General features: G+C 71.2%; 17 protein-coding genes. 4 read left to right on the top strand and 13 right to left on the bottom strand.

From position 1 onward, the window contains the following. Positions 1–56 precede the first annotated feature (56 nt). From OG202_RS18085 to eccD, 4 genes are all read right to left on the bottom strand, one after another. Positions 57–1,541 carry a DUF6177 family protein gene (locus OG202_RS18085; RefSeq protein ID WP_328223125.1) on the bottom strand — a complete coding sequence of 495 codons (1,485 nt, stop codon included), beginning with the start codon at positions 1,539–1,541 and terminating at the stop codon, positions 57–59. Between the two features lie 46 nt (positions 1,542–1,587). Further along, entirely contained in the window at positions 1,588–5,613 is a 4,026-nt protein-coding gene (gene eccCa / locus OG202_RS18080; protein ID WP_328223124.1) for a type VII secretion protein EccCa, read from the bottom strand. A gap of 91 nt (positions 5,614–5,704) precedes the next feature. Further along, positions 5,705–6,643 carry a type VII secretion protein gene (locus OG202_RS18075; protein WP_328223123.1) on the bottom strand — a complete coding sequence of 313 codons (939 nt, stop codon included), beginning with the start codon at positions 6,641–6,643 and terminating at the stop codon, positions 5,705–5,707. A gap of 904 nt (positions 6,644–7,547) precedes the next feature. Then, on the bottom strand, positions 7,548–8,936 hold the full coding sequence (gene eccD, locus OG202_RS18070; protein ID WP_327729630.1) for a type VII secretion integral membrane protein EccD: 1,389 nt from the start codon (positions 8,934–8,936) through the stop codon (positions 7,548–7,550). A gap of 56 nt (positions 8,937–8,992) precedes the next feature. Here eccD and OG202_RS18065 point away from each other — a divergent pair, with 56 nt between their 5' ends. Next, positions 8,993–9,268 (top strand): hypothetical protein, encoded by a 276-nt coding sequence (locus OG202_RS18065; protein ID WP_326582684.1) that lies wholly within the window; start codon positions 8,993–8,995, stop codon positions 9,266–9,268. Between the two features lie 58 nt (positions 9,269–9,326). Here the strand turns inward: OG202_RS18065 and OG202_RS18060 are convergent, their stop codons facing one another. The 7 genes from OG202_RS18060 to OG202_RS18030 all read right to left on the bottom strand — a co-directional run bounded on the left by OG202_RS18060 (position 9,327) and on the right by OG202_RS18030 (position 16,202). Beyond that, on the bottom strand, positions 9,327–9,638 hold the full coding sequence (locus tag OG202_RS18060) for a pore-forming ESAT-6 family protein (protein WP_045557645.1): 312 nt from the start codon (positions 9,636–9,638) through the stop codon (positions 9,327–9,329). A gap of 32 nt (positions 9,639–9,670) precedes the next feature. Beyond that, positions 9,671–10,003, bottom strand: a complete 333-nt coding sequence (locus OG202_RS18055; protein WP_326582685.1) for a hypothetical protein — start codon at positions 10,001–10,003, stop codon at positions 9,671–9,673. A 376-nt stretch (positions 10,004–10,379) separates the two neighbouring features. Then, positions 10,380–10,769 carry a D-ribose pyranase gene (rbsD, locus tag OG202_RS18050; protein ID WP_327729631.1) on the bottom strand — a complete coding sequence of 130 codons (390 nt, stop codon included), beginning with the start codon at positions 10,767–10,769 and terminating at the stop codon, positions 10,380–10,382. After that, positions 10,766–11,665, bottom strand: a complete 900-nt coding sequence (locus tag OG202_RS18045) for a ribokinase (RefSeq protein ID WP_327729632.1) — start codon at positions 11,663–11,665, stop codon at positions 10,766–10,768. The genes rbsD and OG202_RS18045 overlap by 4 nt, the downstream gene beginning before the upstream one ends. A gap of 13 nt (positions 11,666–11,678) precedes the next feature. Beyond that, positions 11,679–13,640 carry an ABC transporter permease/substrate-binding protein gene (locus tag OG202_RS18040; protein ID WP_328223122.1) on the bottom strand — a complete coding sequence of 654 codons (1,962 nt, stop codon included), beginning with the start codon at positions 13,638–13,640 and terminating at the stop codon, positions 11,679–11,681. Then, positions 13,630–15,165 (bottom strand): sugar ABC transporter ATP-binding protein, encoded by a 1,536-nt coding sequence (locus OG202_RS18035; protein ID WP_328223121.1) that lies wholly within the window; start codon positions 15,163–15,165, stop codon positions 13,630–13,632. Before OG202_RS18035 ends, OG202_RS18040 begins: the two co-directional genes overlap by 11 nt. After that, positions 15,162–16,202 (bottom strand): LacI family DNA-binding transcriptional regulator, encoded by a 1,041-nt coding sequence (locus tag OG202_RS18030; protein WP_327729635.1) that lies wholly within the window; start codon positions 16,200–16,202, stop codon positions 15,162–15,164. The genes OG202_RS18035 and OG202_RS18030 overlap by 4 nt, the downstream gene beginning before the upstream one ends. A gap of 216 nt (positions 16,203–16,418) precedes the next feature. On the opposite strand from OG202_RS18030, the gene OG202_RS18025 reads away from it, so the two are divergent. Further along, the gene (locus OG202_RS18025; protein ID WP_327729636.1) at positions 16,419–16,982 is read left to right on the top strand and encodes a dihydrofolate reductase family protein; all 564 of its coding nucleotides are present in this window, start codon (positions 16,419–16,421) and stop codon (positions 16,980–16,982) included. Between the two features lie 34 nt (positions 16,983–17,016). Here OG202_RS18025 and OG202_RS18020 read toward each other — a convergent pair whose 3' ends face one another. Beyond that, positions 17,017–17,421 (bottom strand): ATP-binding protein, encoded by a 405-nt coding sequence (locus tag OG202_RS18020; RefSeq protein ID WP_327729637.1) that lies wholly within the window; start codon positions 17,419–17,421, stop codon positions 17,017–17,019. Between the two features lie 204 nt (positions 17,422–17,625). Here OG202_RS18020 and OG202_RS18015 point away from each other — a divergent pair, with 204 nt between their 5' ends. Beyond that, positions 17,626–18,477 (top strand): helix-turn-helix domain-containing protein, encoded by an 852-nt coding sequence (locus OG202_RS18015; protein WP_327729638.1) that lies wholly within the window; start codon positions 17,626–17,628, stop codon positions 18,475–18,477. 8 nt (positions 18,478–18,485) lie between these two features. Then, complete coding sequence (locus OG202_RS18010; protein ID WP_327729639.1) at positions 18,486–18,680, top strand: DUF397 domain-containing protein; 195 nt, start codon at positions 18,486–18,488, stop codon at positions 18,678–18,680. A gap of 249 nt (positions 18,681–18,929) precedes the next feature. Here the strand turns inward: OG202_RS18010 and OG202_RS18005 are convergent, their stop codons facing one another. Further along, on the bottom strand, positions 18,930–21,956 hold the full coding sequence (locus OG202_RS18005; protein ID WP_327729640.1) for an MGH1-like glycoside hydrolase domain-containing protein: 3,027 nt from the start codon (positions 21,954–21,956) through the stop codon (positions 18,930–18,932). Between the last annotated feature and the right edge of the window lie 142 nt (positions 21,957–22,098).

Genomic DNA, 22,098 nt, shown 5'->3' with positions numbered 1-22,098 from the left:
CCCTCACCCGTCAGAGCTCGTACTGCTCGTATTGGTCGTTGAGTTAGTGACGCGAGTCACCCGCGTTGAGCAGGGGCGGATGGCTGGGAATGATCGCCCTTGAGATGGGCCGTGAGCTGCTGCAACCGCCCCCACGCCTCCGCGTCCGAGCCGTCCCCGAGGGGGTAGTGCAGCGCCGGACGGGCCGTCGGGCCGAGGCGCTTCGCCCGGACCTCGACCGGTGGCCGGCGCGCGTGGGCCAGCCCGATGGTGTGCACGTCGTCCGGGCCGAGCGTGAAGGCCACGGGCAGCGGCGGCCCCTCCAGACGGGGCGCGGTCGTCAGGTCGGCCCGCGCCACGCGCACCGAGGTCAGCATGGTCCGCAGCCCGTGCTCCCGGACCAGCGTGTCGGCCAGCGGCTCGATCCGGTCCAGCGGCGGCTCCTCGACGGCCGCGTACCCGACCGTCAGGACGACGTCCTCCTCCACGCCCTTCGTCGTCCGTGTCACCCGGACCGTCGCCATGGCCGGCCGCTCGGGGGTGCCGACCACGATCAGCTGCGACGGCTCGGGCGCCCGCTCCCGGGCCAGGTCGGTCACCTGCCGTGGCGACCAGGGGAGGTTGACCGGCTCGGCCGTGCCCCAGCCCGCCGGTGCCGTCCCCGTCAGCGCCTTCCAGGCCGCCTCCAGCGCGCCGCCCAGCAGCAGCCGCTCGTCGGCCCTGTGCACCGTGCGCAGGGCGACGATCAGCTGCCGTCCGGGCGCCTCGTCCGCCGGGCTGCTCGCAGGGCTGCCCACCGGTCCGTTCGCCGGACCGTTCGTCGGGCTGCCCACCGGGCGCGTGAACGCGGCGGCCACGGCCGCCGTCCCGTCCTCGGCGAACGCGGGCGAGAACGCCCCGTCCCGCCAGCGCAGCACCGCCCCCGACAGCCCGTCGTAGTAGCCGCACTCCGGGTCCTGGACGACCCAGCGGTTGGGGACGCGGGCGAGCGTCGTACGGGCGGCGGTGGTCAGGCGTACGCCGGGCGGCGTGACGATCTGCAGGGACCGCCGGGACGCCACGGCCGTGCGCATGATCTCCGCGAGCCAGCTGGTCAGGGCCACCACCGGCCGGTCGACGAGGACGACGGCCGCGTGCTCGGTCACGACGTCCACGGCGGGCTGCCCCGACCCCGCCGACGGCACGGCGGACACGTCCACGGCCTTGGTGCTCGCCGCCCCGGGGGGCCAGGTCGAGCCGCCCAGCAGCGCGTTGAGCCGCCCGCACACCACCCCCGCGAGTTTCTCCGCCTCCGGGACGGCGGTGGAGGCCCGCGCCTCCGTCCACCAGAAGGGGGTTTCCATGTCGTGGACCCCGAGCAGCCGCTCCGCCTCACCCGGCACCCGCACCAGCACCGGCGACTCCACGGACACCAGCGGATGCCCGCCGGGCCCGTGCAGCTGTACGACCGCGCCGTCGGCCGCCGCCGACAGGTCCAGGTCGGAGCCGCCGGCGTACAGACTCGCCATGAGGGCCCAGACGTCGGGCATCTTCGGGGTGAGGGCGATGACGTCCTTGGTCACAGAGACAGTCCTTGGGGGTTCGGTCCCGAGTGGGGTCCTTCGGGGGTCACGGCGAGAGTCCTTCGGGGGCGCCGTCGGTTGCCACGGCGGTCTGGATCAGCTGGTGGGCCCGGCCCCGGCGGACCAGCGTGCCCCGCCCCGCCGGCTGCGCCGAGGCGTACAGGCCGGGGAAGAGCTGGCCCTCGCTCCGCTCACCGGTCATGAGCAGCGCGGCCGTACCGGTCTCGCGGAGGGTCTGCAGCAGCGGCTCGTACATCGCCCGGGAGGCGCCCGCCACCCGCCGCGTGATCACGAAGTGCAGCCCGATGTCCTGGGCCGACGACACATAGGGCAGGAACGGCGACAGCGGCTGCTGCCCGGCGGTGGTGAGGATGTCGTAGTCGTCGACCAGGATCACGATGCGTGGCCCCTTGAACGCGGGCTCGTCGGTCAGGGCGTCCGGGTCGGCGCTCTCCGGCATCCGCTTCTCCAGCTCGCTCGCGATACCCGTCGACAGCCCCGCCGCGAGCTTCGCGTTGTGCGCGTACCCGCCCCGGTACGGCTCCGGGATCACACCCCGCAGCCCGCGCCTGGGGTCGAAGACCCCGAAGACCAGCTCCTCGTCCGAGTACCGCTCCACGAGCTGTGCCGCGACCAGCTTCAGCAGGTTTGTCTTGCCGCACTCGTTGTCGCCCAGGATCAGCAGATGCTGGTCCGAGCCGAACAGGTCCAGCAGAGCGGGCGCGAGGGCGTCCTGGTCCACACCGATCGGCACCCGGTTCGGTTCGGCGACGACCGACGGCAGCCGGTCGGACGCCAGCCGGGTCGGCAACACCCGTACGGGCGCGGCCAGTTCACCATGCCAGGTGGAGCGGATCGTACGGGCCGCGTCCTCCAGCGCCGGACCGAGGTCATCCCTCGACGGCCGTCCGTCGAGGCGGGGGAGGGCCGCCTGCGCGAACAGCTTGCCGTCGGTCAGGACGCGCCCCGGAGTGTCGGGCGACAGCGTCTCGGAGAGCTTGCGGTCGACGCTCGAATCGCTCGGGTCGTTGAGCCGCAGCTCCACCCGCGTCCCGAACATCGACTGCGTGGCGATCCGCACGTCGTTCCAGCGCAGCATGCCCCCGACGACATGGATGCCGTACCCGCCACCGCGCTTGAGCAGGTCCACGACCGTGTCGTCCAGCTCGGCGAACTCGTCACGCAGCGCCCCGAACCCGTCGATGAGCAGCACGACGTCGGTGGACCCCAGCTCGCGCAGCCCGCCCTGCCCGCGCAGGTGCCGCAGCTGGTCGACGGAGTCGATCCCGTGCTCGCGGAACAGCTCCTCCCGCTCGATCAGCATCGTCCGCACCTCGGCGACCGTCCGCGCCGCCCGCTCCCGGTCGGCCCGCCCGGCGATACCGCCGACATGGGGCAGACCGGAGAGGGCGGACAGTCCGCCACCGACCAGGTCGAGCCCGTAGATGGCGACTTCGGCGGGTGTGTGGGTGGTGGCGAGGGACAGCGCGAGGGTCCGCAGCAGTGTCGTCTTGCCGGACTGCGGGCCGCCGATCACCGCCGCGTGACCGCCGGCGACCGTCAGATCGAGCACCCAGTGCCCCTGCCACTGCTTCGCCGGATCGTCCAGCACGCCCAGCGGCACCCGCAAGGGGCCTTTCCCGCCCGCCAGTTGAAGCCCTCGCTCGTCCACCTGCACGGGCCCGGCCGCCGCGTCCAGCGTGATCGCGTCGGGCAGCGGCGGCAGCCAGATCCGCCGCACCGGCCGTGCGGCGGAGGCGAGTTGGTCCACCATCACCGACATCACGGTCGGCCCGGTCTCCCGCTTGGTCGCCCTGGGCTCGTCGGCGACCTCGTTCGCGGGCCCGCTGTCGAGCGTGTTGTACGTCGGATACGTCCAGGCCGGCGGCGTGTCGTCCTCCTGTGCGACCAGTGCGGGCCCCCGGTACGCGCCCGACACGTACCCCGCCTTGAACCGCTCGTACGTCGAGGTGTCCACCTTCAGGTAACCGAAGCCCGGCAGCGGCGGAAGGTGAAAGGCGTCGGTCGTGTCGAGGACGGTCCGCGACTCGTCGGCGGAGAAGGTGCGCAGCCCCAGCCGGTACGAGAGATAGGTGTCCAGCCCCTTGAGCTTGCCGCCCTCGATGCGCTGGCTGGAGAGGAGCAGATGCACGCCGATGGAACGGCCGATGCGGCCGATGGACAGGAACAGGTCGATGAAGTCCGGCTTGGCGGTGAGGAGTTCACCGAACTCGTCGATCACGACGAAGAGGTGGGGGAGCGGTTCGAGGTCCGGTCGCCGGGTCGCGCGCAGCGCGGCGTAGTGCCCGATGTCGGCCACGTTCCCCGCGTCCTTCAGCACCTGCTGCCGCCGCTTGACCTCGCCCGCGAGGCTGGAGTGCACGCGCTCGACGAGCCCCGCCTGGTTCTCCAGGTTGGTGATCACACCGGCCACGTGCGGGAGTTCGGTGAACGGGGCGAAGGTCGCGCCGCCCTTGTAGTCGACCAGGACGAGGGCCAGGTCCTCGGGGGAGTGGGTGGCGGCGAGCGCCAGCACCAGGGTGCGCAGCAGCTCGCTCTTGCCCGAGCCGGTCGCGCCGACGCACAGCCCGTGCGGGCCCATGCCCAGCTCCGAGGACTCCTTGAGGTCGAGCAGGACGGGCTCATGACGGTCGGTCAGACCGATGGGCACGCGCAGGAACTCCCGCTCGGCGCGTGGCGCCCAGAGATCCACCAGGTTCAGGACGGCCGGGTCGTCGATGCCGAGGAGGCCCGGGAAGTCGACGGGCCCGGTGACCGGGGTGCCCTCGGCGGCCGACTCGGCGGACAGCCGCAGCGGCGCGAGCAGCCGGGCGAGCCCTTCGGCACCGGCGGCGGTGACGTGGTCGGAGGTGCCGTGCGCGGCCGTGCGGGGTGCTCCGGCCGTATCGAGATGCGCCTGCGGGTCACGAAGGTCCTCCACGACGACCTGGTCGCCCCGCACGGTGATCCGCACCGACACCTGGTCGGGCTCGTGCACCTGCTCCGCCAGCAGATGCAGCACGGTGACGCCCATGTCCGGCAGCCCGACCGCCGTGTCGGGACGCGGCAGTTCGGCGGCCGTCTCCCCGTACTCGTCGCTCACCACGAGCATGCGGGACGCCAGCCCCAGCGCCTTGCGGTCGGCGAGCCCCCGGCGCACCTCCGCCGCGTACGAGGCACGCCGGCCCAGCTCGTGCCGGAAGTGCCGGGCCAGCTGCGGCAGGCTCGGCGCGATCCGGCGGGCCGCCACCGGACCGTCGTGCTCCTGCGAGTCCAGCACATGGGGCAGCCACTTGGCCCACTCCCAGTCCGCCAGCCGCTCGCCCGGCACCCCGAGCGCCACGGCCACGTCGTCGGGCGCGTGCGAGACGGCGACCTGGACGAGGAGCGCGCGGGCCACCCGCAGCACCCCCTCCCGGTCGCCGACCACGCTGACGTTGCCCGCGCGGTCCAACGGCACCGTGATCGGGCAGTCGTTGGCGACGGAGTAGCGGGCCAGCAGCGCCCGCGCCTCGTTCAGCATGAACGGGTCCGGCGGGGTCAGCACCCCGCCCTGGTTCTGCCCGATGGCCAGATCCGCCACGGGTATGTCACCGGTACCGACCCGCACCCGCAGGAAGTCCGGGTCCTGCCGCCGCCGCTCCCAGAGCCGGGCCGGGTCGCGCACGAGGTCGTAGAGCGCCTCCGGGGGCGGATCGAGCACCCGCGCGAGCTGCCGCCGCTGCCGCTCGTCGGCGCCGAACTCCTCGCGCAGTTCCTCCAGATACTCCAGATACCGCTCGCGCTGCGTACGCCGGGTGCGCTGGGCCTTGCCGCGCTGGGAGAGGAAGAGGGCGACCGCGCCGAGCAGCGCGAAGACCAGCACGATCGCGCCGAGTGCCGCGAACTGGCTGTTCCGGATCACGGTCATCATCACGACCGAGCCCATGACACCGGCCATTGGCAGCAACGCCGTCGCGGCCGTCCCCGCCTTGCCCTCCGGGAGGTTCGGCGGCGGTTCGATCGTCCGGGCCCCGGCGGTCCCGAGCGGCCGGGTGCTCCGCGCGGGCCGATGGATCAACTGCTGGGTCACGGACGGACCCCTTCTTGTGTCGCTCGCGTGCCTGCCGTGCCTGCCGTGGCTGCCGCGCCTGCCGTGGTCGTCGCGGGTCCCCGGTGGCCGGTCATCGCATCCTCACCGCCCGGGTCATCGCTTCCGCCGCCAGCGTGATCGCCGCTTCACGGGTCTCCTGGCCCAGCAGAGCCGTGCGGATGGGGCCGCCCTGGGCGAGGTGGCGGTCGTAGGGGACGGGGACGACGTGGACGCCGGACTCCTTGAGGTGGGCGACGGCCGTCCTGAGGTCCAGCGTGACGTCGGGGGAGCCCGCGGTCAGCGCGACGACGGTCGAGGAGAGCGCGGAGTGCGGCAGCTGACCGAGCCAGTCCAGGACCTGGCGGGTGCCGTTGACCCCCTCGGCGGTCATGGGCGCGACGACCACGCGCGCGTGGGCCGTGTCCATCGCCGTACGGGCCACCTCGCCGGGCAGCGTCTCGCAGTCCACCACCGTCACCGCGAAGTACCGCCGCAGCGCGAGGGTCACCGTGCGGTACGTACGGATGTCCAGCGGGGCCCCGACCCGGCCCTGGCTCCCGGGCAGCAGCCAGCCGCCGTCCGACACCGGCACCAGGTACCCGGTGACATCGGTGAGCTGCATCGCCGGGTTGAGGATCTGCGCCAGGTCGCCCGCCGCCCAGCGCACCGAGTCGGCCCCCATCCGCACCGGCAGGGTGCCCAGCGCCGCGTCCGCCTCCATCGTCAGCACCGGGTCGTGCCGGTAGTGGTTGAACGTCCGCCCCAGCAGCGCGGCCATCGTCGACTTCCCGACCCCGCCCCGGATCGACGTCACGGCGATCACCCGCCCTGTCGTCACCGGCTGCTGCAACTCCCGCGCGATCCGGGTCTCCTCCGCCACGTCCTGCGCGGCCGAAGAGGTCAGCTTCCGGATCGACCGCCCCGTCCGCCGGGCCACCGACTCCCCGTGCTGCGGCCGCCCGAGCGCATGGGCGAGCCGAGGATCGATCGTGGGCACCGAGTCGGGGGCCGGCACGGGGGTCTGGGGCACACGGGAGCCACGGGGGACGGGGGCGGCCGGGGATTCCCCGGGCCCCGGCGGGGGGTATCCGCCGGGCTGCCCCGCCCGATCCGCGTCACCGGGCGCACCCGGCGCACCGGGCGCACCGGGCGGCTGCGCGGCGGCCCGGGGGAGCCCCGTGCGGGGATCCACGGCGGGGGTGTGCGACGCGGACGGCCGTACGACGGGCGGCACGACCGGCGGGTGCGCACCGGGCTGAACCGGCGGCTGCGCGATGTGCCCCGGCTGTCCCGGCGGTTGTGCGGTGGGCCCCGGCTGAACCGGCGGCTGTGCGACGTGTCCCGGCTGAACCGGCGGCTGTGCAACGGGCCCCGGCCGAACCGGCGGCTGCGCGATGTGCCCCGGCTGTCCCGGTGGTGGTGCGATGTGCCCCGGCTGTCCCGGCGGTGGTGCGACGTGCCCCGGCTGTCCCGGCGCCTGCGCGACGTGCGCCGGCTGTCCCGGTGGTGGTGCGCCGGGTGTCCGCTGGACCGGCTGTCGCACGACGGGCATCTCCCGCACCGGCGGGTCCGCGACCACGCGAACCGGCGGCTGCGCGACGAACGCCGGCTGCGCGGGCGGCTGCCCGGCAGGCGTGCCGTGGGCCGGTGCCGGTGCCGGTGCCGGTGCCGGTCGGGCGGACCGGTCGCCCCCGCCCCCCTGCGCGGACCCCGGCGGCTCGGGTGCCTCGGGCGCCGCGGGTGTCGCCGTCGGCTCGGGCGGGTCCGTCGGCGCCGACCGCACCAGCCTCAGCGTCGGCTCGGCCCGCCGGGCGGGCACCTCCTCGGACCCGGGTGCGGCAGCGTCGCCCCCGTCGGCCCGATCCTGTCGGCCCAGCTCACGCAGCACATCCCGCTGCCAGTCCCCTGCCTGCGCCATGTGCGGCCCCCAACTCCTAGGCGAACGTGTCGAGCAGTCGTCCGTACACGCCGAACACCCCGATGAGCAGCGGGAACAGAGTGATGACGCCGATGGATTCGAGGGTGTCGCCGAAGCGCCGGAGCCGTACACGTACGTGCTCGGCGGGCTGCACGGCGAGCACCAGCAGCGGAAGGACGGCGAGCAGGACGAGGACGGCGAGCGGACCGGCCGCCTCGCCGGAGTGCTCCAGCCACGCCGAGACCAGCCGCACGGCGAGCACGGCCGCCGCGCCGAACAGCACCACGACCTCGACGACCAGCGGGAACGCCCGCGCGCGCAGCGCGAGGACGACCATGGTGACGACGGCCAGCAGCACGGTCCACTTGGTGGGCGCGCGCAGCGCGAACACCCCGGCCGCGGTGGCCGAGACGGCCATGGTGACCGTCGCCAGGGCCAGCCCGCGGTGCGTGGCGGTGAGCGCCGCCGACACCTGGAAGCGGCTCACGGAGGCGCCCCCGGAACGCCGGTCGTCGAGGCCGGAGAGCCCCGACGCCATCAGCGCCAGCCTGGGCAGCAGCCCGAGCACGACCACGGAGACCACCGCGAGAACGGCCCCCACCTCGGCCTGCTCCGTCACCGACGACGACACCGCACCCGACACGGCCGCGGCGACACCCAGCCAGCACACCGAGGCCCCGGCCAGCGCCCCCGCCCCGACCAGCCCACCGCGCCCGAGCGGGGTGAACAGCCCGAGGAGGACGAGCAGGACGACCCCGGCCGTGGCCATGGCCGCGACCCGCGGCGTCCCGGACCACTGCTGTGCTTCCGCCAACGTCGCAGCGCCGAGCAGCCCCAGCGCACCGGCCGTCGCGATCAGTGTCGTCGCCAGCCCCCGCTTCTCGGCCCGCCCCAGCAGCGCACCCGCGAGCGCGGCCACCAGCGCGACGCCGAGCAGCGCGCCGGCGACGACCCCGGGCTCGTACACGGCCCGTGCGAACATCCCGGCGGCCAGGGCCCAGCCCACCGTGGCGAACCCGGCGGTGACCCGGCGCGTGGCGGGCCGCCAGCGACGGCCCCGGGTGTCGAGATCCTCGGCCGCCTCGTCCGTGACGTCGTGCACCACGGGCGCCGACGGCGCGTCCTCGGCCCGGACGAGCCGCAGTACGGCGCCGTCCGGAACCCCGGACGACTCCAGCGTGCTGTCGTGCGCCAGCGCGGAACCGTCCGCGGTGACCAGATGCCGCAACTCGGGCCGCCCGCCGACCTGGTCGTCGAGCAGCCGCATGATCTCCGGCAGCAGCAGCCCGACCGGTTCCCGCGACGGCAGCACGAGATCGACCCGGCGCCGCTCACCCACCAGCGTGACCCGGCTGAGCGCCGTACGCGCACCGCCCGTGGCCTGCCCCAACGTCCCCGTAGACATCACGCGATCGAACCTATCACCGGGTAGAAGAGCTGGTCGGGGCTGTGGAAACCGCTGTGGAAACCGAGGCGGACGGAGTGCCGGACGGAGTGCCGGACGGCGTGACCGACGGCTGCACAGAACCTCCGTACGGGCTCTTTCCGATGATGCGGTTCGACACGAAAGACCACCCCACACATCCCGCGCACAACACCGCCGCGATGACGATCCCGGCGAAGATCTTCCCGATGCGTTCGTCCACCGAGCGCCGCTGCCGCTGCGCCCCGAACAACAGGGCGTCCCGCAGCCGTCGACGCCGCACCGACACCGACTCCAGCAACTGGCTGTCGTAATCCTGCGCTGCCACGGCTACGGGACCTCGATCACTTCTCTGTCAGCCGATCCGTTCCGTCAGCCGATCTGGTCGACCGCCGCGCGGGCCTTGGCCAGCGTGGACTGCGCGGTGCCGTCGTTCTGTTCCAGCGTGGTGCGCACCAGGCGGATGATCTCGCGGACCTCGTCCGCGGCCTTCTTCCAGCGTTCTTCCTTGCCGTGGTAGTCGTCCGAGACCCCGTCGGCCTGGAACTCGGTCATCGCGGCCTTGACGGCGGCGTCGCGGTCGCCGAGGACCCGCTCCAACTGCCCCACGATCGTGCCGAGCGCGGTCTGCACCTCGCCCGAGGCCCCGGTGTCGTACGAACGGCGGTCCTGGTTCTGAGCCATGGAGACTTCCCCCTTGATCCTGTCGATCCTGGTTATCGGGCGCCGAAGCGGGCCGCGTCGAAGTTGGCCAGGCCCATGTTCTGGTTGGCGTTGTCCTGGGACTCCACGTCACCGGTGCCGAACGCGTTGTCCATGCCCGACTGGCCGCCCAGGATCGCGGCGAGCGAGCCGTTCAGGTCGGCGGTGATCTCGTCCGCGCGGTTCTTGAACGAGTCGAACGCCAGCTTGCCGGCGCCGTTGAACTTGCCCTCCAGCGGTTCCGCCGCGCTGATCAGCAGCTGGATCAGCGTCCCGAGGTCGTCGCTCGAACCGAGCGTGCTCTTGCCGAGTTCCGCCAGGGTCGTCGACCCCATGTCGAACTTCACGTCGTGTCCACCCCCGTGTGTCCGGTTCACCTACGTCCCGAACATGCTCTCCCACAACGCGTTGCACCCGCAACGCACTTGCCTGCGAAGTGACATCATCGGGACATAATTCGAACAGCCTTGTGGCGCGGCTCCCGTGATTCCGCCTCCACGCCCGTCGTGTCCCCCTGACCCGGCATTGGCATACCAAAGAAATTCTCGGACACCGTGCAACCCTTCCGCTGCATCGCGGGTCGTACGTGGCATCAGGGCTTCTCGGAGGGGGATCCGGGGGGATCGCGGGGGTTCTGACACGGAGGGGAAAGCCGAGGGGCCCGGTCCACTGGACCGGGCCCCTCGAAACGTGTTCCCTTCAGGGAGGGGACGATTCAACTGCTCAGAAGAACACCCCGCACCGCAACAGCACATTCGCGTACGGCCGCGCCTCCCCGGTCCGTACGACCAGCCGCGCGTCCGCCGACAGGTCCTTCAGCCTCTCGTGGGAGACCAGCTCCAGCTCGGGGAAGCGGTCCTCCAGCAGTGTCGTCGCCCCCAGGTTCGCCTCGCGCACCTCGTACGCGGCGGTCGCCCCCTCGACCACGATCTCGTCGAGCAGCCCGTCCAGCACCTCCGCGAAGGACGGCACCCCGGCCCGGAACGCCAGGTCGACCACCCGCGGCCCCTGGGGCACCGGCATCCCCGCGTCGCACACCAGCACCCCGTGCCCGTGCCCCAACTCGGCTATGGCGCCCGCCAGATGACGGTTGAGTATCCCGGCCCGCTTCACAGTGCGGCGACCTCCTCGGCGGTCGGGAACGACACCTGCGCCCCGGCCCGGGTGACGGCGGCGGCCCCCACCCGGGCCGCGTACGCGGCGGCCGCGGCCGGCTCCGAGCCCGTGCCCAGTTTCCACGCCAGCGCCGCGGTGAACGCGTCCCCGGCCCCCGTGGTGTCCACGGCGTCCACCTTCACGGCGGGCACCCGCGCACTGCCCTCGGCGTTCGCGACCAGCGCGCCCTCCGCTCCCAGCGTGACGACCACCGAACGCGGCCCGAGCGCCAGCAGCGCCCGCGCCCAGTCCTTCGGCGAGCCCGCCAGCTCACCCCCGACGATGACCTGCGCCTCGTGCTCGTTGACGATCAGCGGATCACAGGCGGCCAGCACCTCGGTGGGCAACTCCCGCGGCGGCGACGGGTTCAGCACGAAGCGGACGCCCTCCGGCAGCCGCCGTACGACCTCCACCACCGTCTCCAAGGGGATCTCCAGCTGGGCCGAGACCACCCGGGACGCCCGCAGCAGACCTTCCGCCGCCCGTACGTCCTCGGGGGTCAGCTTCCCGTTGGCGCCCGGCGACACCACGATGCTGTTGTCGCCCGACGGGTCCACCGTGATCAGCGCGACCCCGGTGGGCGCCCCGCCGACCAGCACCCCCGCCGTGTCGACCCCGGCCGCGCGCTGCGAGTCGAGCAGCAGCCGCCCGTTGCCGTCGTCACCGACCCGGGCCAGCAGCGCCGTACGCGCCCCGAGCCGGGCCGCCGCCACCGCCTGGTTGGCACCCTTGCCGCCCGGATGCACGGCCAGGTCGGAGCCGAGCACGGTCTCCCCGGCCCCCGGCCGCCGCTCGACACCGATCACCAGGTCGGCGTTGGCCGAACCCACGACCAGGAGGTCGTAGTCGTACATGCGTGCTCCTTCGTCAGCCGCTGAACTCGGCCACGTTCTGGGACGTGACCACCTTCACCGGCACCATCACCGACTTCTCGACCTTCTCGCCCTTGGCGGCCTTCACCGCGTTGCGCACCGCGATCCTGCCGAGTTCGGCGGGCTGCTGCGCGACCGACGCGTACAGCGTGCCCGCCTCGACGGCCTTCAGCCCGTCGGCGGTGCCGTCGAAGCCGATGACCTGGACGGACCTGCCGGCCTGGGAGCCGAGCGCCTTGATCGCGCCGAGCGCCATCTCGTCGTTCTCCGCGAAGACGCCGTCGACGCCGGAGTTGGCCTGGAGGAGGTTCGTCATCACGTCGAGGCCCTTGGTGCGGTCCCAGTCGGCGGGCTGCTTGGCCAGCACCTTGATGCCCGGGTAGGCCTTCAGCCCCTCGGCGAAGCCGGCGCCGCGCTCCCGGCTGGCGGAGGTGCCCGCCTGGCCCTGGAGGATGACGATCTCGCCCTTGCCGCCCAGCTTCTCGGCGAGCGACTTGGCGGCCAGCTCACCGCCGCTGACGTTGTCGGAGGCGACGAGCGCGGCCGTGTCCGCGCCGTTGACCGCGCGGTCGACGGCCACCAGCGGGATGTCCGCCTTGTTGACGGCCTTCGCCGCCGGGGTCACCGCGTCGGAGTCCACCGGGTTGACGATGATCGTGCCGAGGCCCTCGCTGGTGAAGTTCTGCAGCTGGTTGGCCTGCTGCGAGGCGTCGTTCTGCGCGTCGGTGACGGACAGGTCCACCCCCAGCTTCTTCGCCTCGTCCTGCGCACCGGCCCGGATCTGCACGAAGAAGGGGTTGTTGAGCGTCGACAGCGACAGCCCGATCTTCTCGCTCTTCGCCGCCGACGACCCGCTGTGCAGGAAGGAGGTCGCACCCACGACGGCCGCCGCGACGACAGCGGCGAGCACATACGTCACCGCCTGCTTCTTCCGGTCCCCGGAACCACCGGCACCCGCCGGAACCGGAGTCGCCCCCGCCTTCCGCCGCACGGTGTCGAGCAGCACCGCCAGCGCGATCACGACACCGATGACGACCTGCTGCCAGAAGGCGGAGACGGACAGCAGGTTCAGCCCGTTCCGCAGCACCGCCAGGATCAGCGCGCCGATCAGCGTCCCCGACGCCTTGCCCGTACCGCCGGCCAGCGAGGCGCCGCCGATGACGACCGCCGCGATCGCGTCCAGCTCGTAGCCCTGCGCGGCCTGCGGCTGCGCGGAGGAGAGCCGGGAGGCGAGCACGATGCCCGCGGCGGCGGCGAACAGACCGGACAGCGCGTAGATCGCGAGCTTCTGCCGCTTCACCCGCAGCCCGGACAGCCGGGCCGCCTCCTCGTTGCCGCCGATCGCGTACATGGCACGCCCGATGTACGTACGCCCCAGGATCACGGCCGTCACACCGCCGAGGACCAGCATCACCAGGACCGGCACCGGCAGCCAGCCGCCCAGGTTGTCACCGAGGTGCGACACCGACTCCGGGAACGCGATCGGGCTGCCCTGCGAGATCACCAGCGACAGACCGCGCCCCACCGACAGCATGGCGAGCGTGGCGATGAACGGCGGCAGCTTCCCGTACGAGATGAGGAAGCCGTTGACGAGACCGCACGCGACGCCGGTGACGATCGCGAGGATCACGGCTATCCAGACCGGTACGCCCTCCGAGGTGGCGCTCCAGGCGAGGACGGTGGCCGACAGCGCCGCCACCGAACCGACCGACAGGTCGATGCCCGCCGAGACGATCACGAAGGTCACACCGAACGCGAGGATCGCGGTGACGGCGGCCTGGACGCCGATGTTGAGCAGGTTGTCGGCCGTCAGGAAGTCGCCGGACAGCACCGACATCGCGACGACGAGGACGATGAGCGCGGTCAGCGCGCCGTTGTCGAGCAGCAGACGGCGAAGCCCCGAGGCTCCCGAGGCGCCACTCGCGCCCGTCGTGCTCTTGAGCGTGTCAGCGGCCACGGGGGGCCTCCTTGTCACTGGTGAGGTTGGTGGGATGGGAGACCGCGAGCGCCATCACGGCGTCCTGGGTGGCCTCGGCGGCGGCCAGTTCGCCCGCGATCCGCCCCTGGGCCATGACCAGCACCCGGTCGCTCATACCGAGCACCTCGGGCAGGTCACTGGAGATCATCAGAACGGCGGCACCGGCGGCCGTCAGCTCGTTGATCAGCTTGTAGATCTCGACCTTCGCGCCGACGTCGATCCCGCGCGTCGGCTCGTCGAGGATCAGCACCTTGGTGTCCGCGAGCAGCCACTTGCCGATGACGACCTTCTGCTGGTTGCCACCGGAGAGGGTGCGTACGTGCTGGTGCAGCCCGGCCATCCGGACCCCGAGCCGCTCGGCGACCCGGGCCGCGCTCTCCCGCTGCCCCTTGAGGTCGACGAACCCGCCCCTGGTCGCGCCCCGCAGGGTCACCAGACCCAGGTTCTCCTCGACGGACGCGTCGAGCACCAGCCCCTGGCCCTTGCGGTCCTCGGGGACGAGCCCGATCCCGGCCGTCATCGCCGCGTTGACGTCGTCCCGGCGAACCGGGGCCCCGGCGACCTTCACGGCCCCCTTGTCGTACGGATCGGCGCCGAACACCGCGCGCACGACCTCCGTACGTCCGGCCCCCACGAGCCCCGCGACACCGACGACCTCACCGGCCCGCACCTCGAAGCTCACGTCATGGAACACCCCGTCCCGGGAGAGCCCTTCGACGACGAGCAACGCCTCCCCGGCGTCGGCCTCGCCCTGCTGCCGCGGATACTGCTGCTCGATCGACCGCCCGACCATGAGCCGGACGAGCTCGTCCCGGGGCGTGCTCGCGGGCACCTGTCCGACGCTCTTCCCGTCGCGAATGACGGTCACCCGGTCGCCCAGCGCGGCGATCTCCTCCAGGTGATGCGTGATGAAGACGATCCCGACCCCGTCCTCACGCAGCCGGCGCACGATCGAGAAGAGCTTCTCGACCTCCTCGGTCGTCAGCACGGCGGTCGGCTCGTCCATGATCAGCACGCGGGCGTCGAGACTCAACGCCTTCGCGATCTCGACCATCTGGAGCCGCGCGATGCCGAGTTCACGCACGCGCGCGCGTGGAGACACGTTCACGCCCACCCGCTCCAGCAGCTCGGCGGCCTCGGCCTCCATCCGCTTGCGGTCGATCATCCCGAAGCGGCGCGGCTGCCGCCCCAGGAAGATGTTCTCGGCGACCGTCAGATCCGGTACGAGATTGAACTCCTGGTAGATGGTGGCGATCCCGAGCCGCTCGGAGTCCTGCGCACCATGGATGCGCACCTCCTCGCCACCGGCCAGGATCCGCCCGGCGTCGGGCGTGTAGGCGCCGGAGAGCATCTTGATGAGGGTGCTCTTGCCCGCGCCGTTCTCACCGAGCAGGACGTGCACCTCGCCCCGGCGCAGATCGAAGTCGACGCCGTCCAGCGCGACCACACCGGGGAAGGTCTTCCTGATGCCTTCGATGCGCAGCAACTCGTCCGGGTCGCTCACGACGCGCTCCTGTTCGTTACGGGGGACTCGACGGGGGAGTCGACGGGGGACTCGCCGCACGAGAGGCGTACGACGAGACGGGCGGGGAGGGTGACGGACCGCGGGGGCCGCCCCTCGATGCGGTCGACCAGGGCGCGTACGGCGGCCCGTCCCAGCTCGCCCGTCGGCTGGGCGACCGCCGTGATCGGCGGATCGGTGTGCACGAACCACGGGATGTCGTCGAAGGCGGCCAGCCCGACGTCCTCCGGAACGCGCATCCCCCGCGCGCGGATGGCGTCCAGCGCCCCGAGCGCCATCAGGTTGTCGGCCGCGAACACGACCTCGGGCGGCTCGGGCAGGTCGAGGAACCCCTCGGTGACCCGCCGCCCGCTCTCGGCCTGGAAGTCGCCCTGCCCGATATAGCCGTCCGGCAGCGGCAGCCCGTGCTCGCCCAGGGCCTCCCGGAAGGCCTCGACACGCTCCCGCCCGGTCGTGGTCGCCGCCGGCCCCGCGATGATCGCGAGCCGACGGTGCCCGAGCCCGTACAGATGCGCGACGAGATCCCGGACGGCGCCCCGCCCGTCCGACCGCACCACCGGCACGTCGACCCCCGGGATCCACCGGTCCACGAACACCATCGGCGTCCCGGCCCGCGCGGCGTCCAGCATCAGCGGGGAGCCGCCGTCGGTGGGGGAGACGAGGAGCCCGTCGATCCGCCGGTCCAGCAGGGTCCGTACGTGGTGGTCCTGCAGATCCGGCCGCTCGTCGGCGTTCCCGATGATCACGCTGTACCCGAGCGCCCGCGCCTCCTCCTCCACGGACCGGGCCAGCTCCGTGAAGTAAGGGTTCATCACGTCGCTGATCACCAGCCCGAGGGTGCGGGTCTGGTCCGTACGCAGCGACCGGGCGACGGCGTTCGGCCGGTACCCCAGCGTCTCGACGGCGGCCAGCACGCGCGCGCGGGCGTCCGCACTGACCGACGGATGGTCATTCAGCACCCGCGACACCGTGGCGACGGACACCCCCGCCTCGGCCGCGACGTCCTTGATGCCGGCCATCGCCGCTCCACCTCCTCGTGGATCACTCGTGGAATCGATTACACGAGGAGGATTGGAATCGATTACACAGCTGTGTGGCAAGGGTGCGGCAGTGGCTGAAATCCAATCGTGACCGAGTCTCGTGAGGGGACTCGGCCCAGGGATCCCGCGAGCCGCGATGAGTCCTGAGGCGTCCGGCGGTCATAGTGTCGAACCCGCTACCGAGGAGGACTGCTGATGCGCAGCGTGACCTATTCGATGAACGTCTCACTCGACGGCTACATCGTCGGGCCGGACGGCACCTTCGACTGGTCGGCCCCCGACGCGGAGGTCTTCCGCTTCTGGATCGACGAGATCCGAGAGGTCGGCGTCCATGTGATGGGACGACGGCTGTACGAGACGATGCTGTACTGGGAGACCGCCGACCAGGACCCGACGCTCGACGACGCGGATCGCGAGTGGACCGCGCTCTGGAAGCCGCTCCCCAAGGTGGTGTTCTCCACCACGCTGTCGGCGGTGCAGGGCAATGCCCGCCTGGCCTCCGGTGGCCTGGTCGAGGAGATCGAGCGGCTGCGGGCCGAGCCGGGGGAGGGCGACATCGCGATCGGCGGCGCGACTCTCGCCGCCGAGGCGGCCGCGGCGGGTCTGATCGACGAGTACCGGGCCGTGGTCTACCCGGTGCTGGTCGGCGGTGGCATTCCGTTCTTCCCCCGGCACGAGCGCCGGGTGGATCTCGAACTCGTCGAGACCCGCACCTTCAGCTCTCGAATCGTCTACCTCCGCCACCGCGTGGTGCGTTAGCCGACTCGTCCGCCGAGGTACTCGGACCTTCGTTCTACGCGGCCGCCAGCTCGCACCACACGTACTTGCCCCGCTCGCCGAACCTGGCCGACGGCATCCACCCCCAGTACTTCGTGCAGGCCACGACGAGTCCCAGCCCCCGCCCGTCCTCCTGCTCCCCCACCTCCTCCAACTGCTGCGGCGGTCGCGGCGGTTCGGGATCGGCGTCCCACGCCCCGATCCACACCGTGCCCTCCGCCGACCGCCGCACCCGGAGGGCGGCGGGCCCCTTCGTGTGCCGTACGGCATTGGAGACCAGCTCCGCCGCGAGCAACTCCGCCGTGTCCGCCAGCCCGATGAGGCCGTGCATGGTGAGGATCAGCCGCAGGGTGCGACGGCAGATGGTCACGGCCCTGAGGTCGTTGGGGATCTGAAGGGTGTAATCCCAGGTTTCGGGCATGGGTCATCGACTCCGTGGGGATGAGGGGGATTTCGAGCACGGTGGCATTGCCGACGCCGTCATGGCAGGACGGGGCGGTGCGCTTCCGTAGCGTGTGCGGTGCATCACTGAAGGTAGGCCTAACAATTCATCCCTAGCAAGCTGGTCGCGTAATCTGACCCCGAACGAGGCTGCCGGCGAAAGTGTTGGACCAAGGAGTGAGTAGTGGTTCTGAGGCGCGAGCCAACCGCACGTCAGATGCGCCTGGCGACGGAGCTGCGCAGACTCCGTGATGCGGCCGGACTCAACGCGACCGAGGCGGCGGCGCTGCTTGGCGTGAGCCGTGTCCAGATGAGCCACATCGAATCCGGACTCACGGGCGTCAGTGAGCAACGGCTCCGGCGCCTCGCGAGCCACTACGCCTGCACGGACGTCGAGTTCGTCGATGCTCTGGTCAAGATGGCCACGGAGCGGACACGTGGGTGGTGGGAGGAGTACCGGGGGCTGCTCCCCGCGCCGTTCCTGGACCTGGCCGAGCTGGACCATCACTCTCGGTTCCAGTCCTGCCTGGAGATCCTGTACGTGCCGGGTCTGCTGCAGACCGAGGCCTACGCCCGTGCCGTACACGCCACACGAGTCCCCGAACTGACTGAAGAGGCACTGGAGTTGCGCGTGCGCCATCGCATGGCGCGTCGTGCTGTCCTCGAAGGAACCTCGCCGATCCGCCTCGACGCCGTGATCCATGAAGCGGCGCTCCGCATCATGGTCGGCACCCGGGCCGCCGCACGAGGGCAGCTCACCCACCTCCTGGAAGTCTCCGAGGCGGAGCACATCGGTGTGCGGGTTGTCCCCTTCGACATGGAGGGCTTCTCCTGGGCCAGCAGCTCGATGACCTACGTGGGCGGCACCGTGACCAGACTGGATACGGTGATCCGAGACGGCCCCACGGGTGCGCTCTACATTGATGCGGAGGATCAACTGGCCACCTATCGCGCTCGCTTCCGACAAGTGAGAGCGAGGGCGCTCGACCCCGAGCAGTCGCGCGAATTCATCGGGCGTCTGGCGAAGGAGCTGTGAGGTACTTCATGACTGTCCCCAGCAACTGGCGAAAGTCGTCCTATTCCGGCGACGGAGACGGCGACAACTGCGTGGAAATAGCGACCACCCCCACCCACATAGCCGTCCGCGACTCCAAGACCCCCACCACCCGCACCCTCACTTTCCCTGTCTCCGCCTTCGCCCCCTTCCTCGAAGCCCTGAAAGCGCACCCTCGCCGCTGACGTCCGCCGCTGCTGGACCAGCTGCCGAGCGTCGGCTCCGGCGAGGCTCCGCGATCTGCTCGCCGACGGCGGCCCCGTCCCCCGCCGTCCGCCTCACCAAGGTCTCCCGCCAGGCCCAGCAGTCCGGCGACGACCGCTCCCGGGACACGACCGGAAAACGCCGAGGCCCGCCGCACCCCCGGGGGGCCTCGGCGGACCTCGGCGGTCAGCTCTGGGACTCACAAGGCCGGACGCTCACGGCGTCACGCCTCAGGACGTGAACGGCGTGGACCCGTCCTCCGCCGTGATGCTCCACAGATGATCGGCGGTCCCGTTGTCGTCCCACTGCAGCGCCGGCGCCCCGGACGACGGGGACATCCCGTCGATCCCCAGCACCAGCCCGCTGTTCTTGTTGACGAGTTTTGCGTAGCCGCCACCGGCGTCGACGATCGACCACAGATGGTCGGCCGTGAGGGTGTCCCCCCACTGCAACGCCGTGGCGCCGGCGGTCTTGGACGCGTCCTTGATGCCGAGGACCTGTCCGCTGTTGGTGTTGAAGATCTTGTAGTAGCCGTTCTCGGCCGGAACGATCTTCCACCAGTGGTTGGCGCTGCCACTGGCGCTCTGCTGCTGGACGGCGCCACCGGCGGCGATCGAGGAACCGGCGATCCCGAGCTCCAGGTTGCTGTTCTTGTTGACGATCTTCACCCGCGGTGTCTCCGGGTACCAGGACTCCAGCTCGGTGACGCCGACGAACTTGCCCGCCTGCGGTGTGAAGACCACCCGGAACTGGGACGTGGTGATCGTCGGGAAGGTCACCTCGTTGGCGTTGTTGGCGACCGGCGTCGCCGGGCTCTTCGCCTGGCTCGGCACGTTCACCCACGCCCCGTCCTTGAGGTACTGGACGGTGTAGCCCGCCGGTACCCGGATGTCCGCCCCGTCGTCGTACGTGTAGAACTTCACCTCGTTGATCTTGCGAGGCGCCCCGAAGTCGACGCCCAGATGATCGGTGGAGTTCGGCGAGCCTGAGTTGGTCCACCGGTTGTCGGGGATCTTGTCGTAACGGATCCAACCGTCCGTCGCCCGCAGCGGGGCGTCGAAGGTCGTGGGCTTGCAGGTCTGGCCGCTGTGGCAGTGCGGGCCGTTGGAGACGGTGTTGGTGTAGGAGGCGAAGGCCTTCGGGAACGGCTGGGTGACGGTGCGGCCCAGCCAGTCCTGCTCGGCGGTCAGCGGGTTGGCGGCGACGTTCATCAGGCGCGTCGGCTGCGCGGGGGTGACCGGGGCGGCCACGTTTACGGTCGTGCTGGTGGCGAGCGTCGAGGACTGGTGGATGCGCTGGCCGTCTTGGAAGATCTGCAGCCCGCTGCCCTTGCCGTAGTGCGAGCCGTCCCGGTCCCAGCGGATCGAGTAGGTGTGTCCGTGGTACGGCAGGCTCTCCACCGCGAACCAGTCCCAGCCGGACGGGACCAGCGGCTTCAGCACCAGTGTGTTGTTGGCCTGCGGCTTGATGCCCAGCAGACCGTTCAGCACCAGGTCGTTGAAGCTGGAGTGGTTGTAGTGCTCGCTGAAGTTGAACCCGTCGTAGATCCACTCGCCGGTGTCGCCGTTGGCGGCCTCGGCGACGTACGGCTTGCCGTCCTTGTGCTGGAGGTCGGCGAACTGGGCCAGCATCGTCTGGTAGTCGGCCTTGGTGACGAAGTTCTGCGCGGGGTAGTCCTGGAGCAGGTTGGCCAGGCCCGTCAGGATCTGGCTCGTCTGGTACGGCCAGCTCGGGCCGTTCCAGTGACAGCAGTTGGCGTCGTCGCGCTTCTGCTCAGCGGGGATCGCCTCGTAGTTGAAGTAGGGGTTCGCGGTGATCCGGTCGATCTCGGCGAAGCCCGTGCCCTTGGTGAACTTCAGCGTGTTGGCCCCGGCCTTCATCGGGACCTGGACCGTGACGGACTTCGACTCCGAGAACTGCCCCCAGCTGCCCCCGGCGGCGTAGCTCACGGTGACGGGGTTGGCCGTGTCACCGTTCACGATGACCTTGTGCGTCGACGTACCGGAGGTGGCGTTGGCGTAGTGGACCGTCACCGGGTACGTGCCGTTGCCGGGTGCGTCCACGGTGAAGGTGACCGCGCTGTCGTCGAAGTCGATCTGCCCGACGTACTTGCCGTTGGAGGCCGTCGAGGAGTTGTGGGTGTTCGCGTGGACGATGTCGGCCTGCTCGGCCTCGAAGTCGTGCACCCGCTCCAGCGTCGTGGGCCCGAACGGCGCCTTGAACCGCTTGGCGTCGGTGAGGTACTTCCACGCCGACGAGTACTGCGCGTCCGGGAGGTTGAACGCCCAGGGGGCGAAGCCCATCGCCTCGCGCCAGGTGGTCCGGGTCTGCTTCAGCGTGCCGTTGGTGCTGTCCGTGTTGTAGACCTGCATGAAGAAGTCGCGCTGCGGGTCCCACAGCGAGTTCTGCACGGCGGCCTTGAGCTGCGCGGCCTTGGCGTCGTAGTCGTTCGCGGTCGCCGTGTCACCGTTCATCGTGGCGATCTTGCTGATCGCCTGGGCGGCGCTGAACATGTACGCGTTGATGGTCGGCCGGTAGCCGCGGCCGCCGCTGAACCAGTTGCTGCTCTTCATCGACGTCTCGGTGTACTCCGTGGCGTCGGACAGCGGGGTCTGGTGGTACAGGTCGCTGGTGGACTGACTGCCGTTCACCGTGATGTCGGTGGTGAAGTTCGAGTCCCACCGCTTGTACAGCGCGATGAGGTGGGGGAGCGCGGACTTGATCTGCGCGGCGTCACCGGTGACGAGATAGCGCTGGTACGCGGCGCTGGTGATCCACTCGCTGAAGTTTCGCGCGCCCGAGTTGCCCGCCCCGCGCAGCCAGAAGTCCAGGTAGTCACCGGCGTAGTCCCGGTTGCGCAGCCAGCGGCCGTCGAGCAGGTGGTAGCCGGTGGCGTCCGGAAGCGCCGTGTACGGGTTCCCGGCGTACCCGATCGGCACGTCGTACTCGGTCGACACGTACCCCGTGCCCGGCACCGTGTAGCGGAGCGCGCGCTTGAAGGTGCTCCACCGGTAGTAGTAGACCTCGTCGATGTCGTTGTCGGGGGTGTCCAGGAACGGGATGTTGTCCTTGTACCACTGGCGCTCGTCGAGCTGGTTGGCGGCGAGGATCGCGTCCTTGTCCAGCGCGGCGGCGTTGGGGTCGTCGGCGGCCTGGGCGGACGTCGCACCCGGTCCGGCGGACAACAGGCTGATGGACAACACCGAGCCGCACAGGGCGGCCAGGGCGCGGCGGCTGCGTCTGGGGCGTTGACGCATAGAGGTGTCCTCCATTGGGCGCTCATGCGATGGTTCGGAATGTTCGAAATTGCGAACGTTGTTCGAAATTCTGCGAGACGGTAGTGACGAGCGCGCGGGAAAGTCAACAGGTCGGACACGGATGGTTTTAAGTGCTTCATAA

The sequence above is a fragment of the Streptomyces sp. NBC_00310 genome, assembly GCF_036208085.1.
GTDB lineage: Bacteria > Actinomycetota > Actinomycetes > Streptomycetales > Streptomycetaceae > Streptomyces.
The sequence above is the reverse complement of the archived record's forward strand: the minus strand, read 5'-3'. Positions and strand labels throughout refer to the sequence as shown.

Excerpts from the sequence above, each read along its gene's own strand:
- OG202_RS18060 (WP_045557645.1), bottom strand. The coding sequence starts at position 9,638 with ATGGCTCAGAACCAGGACCGCCGTTCGTACGACACCGGGGCCTCGGGC.
- OG202_RS18005 (WP_327729640.1), bottom strand. The coding sequence starts at position 21,956 with ATGCGTCAACGCCCCAGACGCAGCCGCCGCGCCCTGGCCGCCCTGTGC.
- OG202_RS18030 (WP_327729635.1), bottom strand. The coding sequence starts at position 16,202 with ATGGCCGGCATCAAGGACGTCGCGGCCGAGGCGGGGGTGTCCGTCGCC.
- OG202_RS18010 (WP_327729639.1), top strand. The coding sequence starts at position 18,486 with ATGACTGTCCCCAGCAACTGGCGAAAGTCGTCCTATTCCGGCGACGGA.
- OG202_RS18020 (WP_327729637.1), bottom strand. The coding sequence starts at position 17,421 with ATGCCCGAAACCTGGGATTACACCCTTCAGATCCCCAACGACCTCAGG.
- eccD (WP_327729630.1), bottom strand. The coding sequence starts at position 8,936 with ATGTCTACGGGGACGTTGGGGCAGGCCACGGGCGGTGCGCGTACGGCG.
- OG202_RS18025 (WP_327729636.1), top strand. The coding sequence starts at position 16,419 with ATGCGCAGCGTGACCTATTCGATGAACGTCTCACTCGACGGCTACATC.
- OG202_RS18045 (WP_327729632.1), bottom strand. The coding sequence starts at position 11,665 with ATGTACGACTACGACCTCCTGGTCGTGGGTTCGGCCAACGCCGACCTG.